Origin of the sequence: Brevibacterium metallidurans, from assembly GCF_037101285.1 — a bacterium.
Lineage (GTDB): Bacteria > Actinomycetota > Actinomycetes > Actinomycetales > Brevibacteriaceae > Brevibacterium > Brevibacterium metallidurans.
The window spans coordinates 1-1,680 of record NZ_BAAAAF010000040.1 but is presented as its reverse complement, the minus strand read 5'-3'; the positions used below and the strand labels follow the sequence as shown (position 1 = coordinate 1,680).

The window sequence follows — 1,680 nt, the reverse complement described above, 5'->3', positions numbered from 1 at the left end:
AACCAATTGTGTTGCTATTTTTACAAGTTGTCCAATGCCAACCCATTTAAAACTACTGACTAGTGCAGTCATATTGTTTTTAATATCCTTTTGAATTTTCAATAATTTATAATCCGTGATGGTTTTAAAGATACCACCATAAAAGACATCATAATTCTTCAAGCTATCATCTACGTTGTAGATTCCGATTTAGCTAAACTTTAGGACTTTATAAGTTCGTATCCCGTATGATTATAAGGCATTATGATCATCTCCACCAATAGTGGGTAATGCTGCCAACTTACTGATTTAGTGTATGATGGTGATTTTAAGGTGCTTGCGTGGCTTCCATTTCCATCAGATGTCCTTCCTGCTCCGCTACTGAAGGCGTGGTGCGTAACGGCAAAAGCACTGCCGGACATCAGCGCTATCTCTGCTCTCATTGCCGTAAAACATGGCAACTACAGTTCACTTACACCGCCTCTCAGCCCGGTACGCACCAGAAAATCATTGATATGGCCATGAATGGCGTCGGATGTCGCGCCAGTGCACGCATTATGGGCGTTGGCCTCAACACGGTTTTACGTCACTTAAAAAACTCAGGCCGCAGTCGGTAACCTCGCGCATACAACCGGGCAGTGATGTGATTGTCTGCGCTGAAATGGACGAACAGTGGGGCTACGTCGGTGCTAAATCACGTCAGCGCTGGCTGTTTTACGCGTATGACAGGATACGAAGGACGGTTGTGGCGCACGTCTTCGGTGAACGCACTCTGGCCACACTGGAGCGTCTTCTGAGCCTGCTGTCGGCCTTTGAGGTCGTGGTATGGATGACGGATGGCTGGCCGCTGTATGAATCACGCCTGAAGGGAAAGCTGCACGTTATCAGCAAGCGTTACACTCAGCGCATTGAGCGACATAATCTGAATCTGAATCTGAGACAACATCTGGCAAGGCTGGGACGGAAGTCACTGTCGTTCTCAAAATCGGTGGAGCTGCATGACAAGGTCATCGGGCATTATCTGAACATAAAACACTATCAGTAAGTTGGAGTCATTACCCGGTCTGCGTTGTCGGGAAGATGCGTGATCTGGGGTCAGTTTGGATATAGAGAATTATTGTACGGTAAGCCTGTTTTTTGAACAGACTTACCTATAGCAATAGGGTGTACTCCCGCGCTATACGGCATTTTCAGAGGTTTGACCTTAATCGGATAACCTAAATGCGATACTGCAAGAGCGACAACTTAAAAGCGATAGCCACTGACGCAAAATCAACCCCTTACGAACCAAGATTGGTTAAATAATGCGCTTAACGTACAAAAATTTCCGATCTCCAAACTGACCCCGATCTGATCCTTCAACTCAGCAAAAGTTCGATTTATTCAACAAAGCCCCGGAAAGCGTGCGTATCGCCTGAAAACCCAACCCGTCACGGGGATACCTATCCGAAATCTTATTTATTCAACAAAGAAAAACCTTTATTAATTATCGCTTTGCTTTTATTAAGGGTTGCTTTTTTTATTAATAATGCCATTCCTTAGGTAATTAAACACCTTCCCGTTTTTTAGTTTTAAATAAGTCTTTTTAATTAATGGGTAATTAATTGATACGCTATCTTTAAATGATAGGCCGGGGTGTTTTTTATATCTCGCCACATAGTTCATTGCTTCCTTTGTTTTTATTGTTTCCGATATAGAGAA

At 43.6% G+C, this 1,680-nt stretch carries 2 protein-coding genes; one reads left to right on the top strand and one right to left on the bottom strand.

Annotated elements, in window-relative coordinates; genetic code table 11:
* Positions 1–320: 320 nt before the first annotated feature.
* Positions 321–1,024, top strand: a protein-coding gene (locus AACX88_RS17385) for an IS1 family transposase (protein ID WP_225905543.1) whose coding sequence is annotated in 2 segments (ribosomal slippage) — positions 321–570 and positions 570–1,024 — 705 coding nt in all. Because the reading frame shifts where the segments join, the coding sequence is not laid out codon by codon here.
* 458 nt (positions 1,025–1,482) lie between these two features.
* On the opposite strand, the gene AACX88_RS17380 is transcribed toward AACX88_RS17385, so the two are convergent.
* Positions 1,483–1,680, bottom strand: a 198-nt coding sequence (locus AACX88_RS17380) for a hypothetical protein (protein WP_339394120.1), incomplete at its 5' end; no start/stop codon positions are given.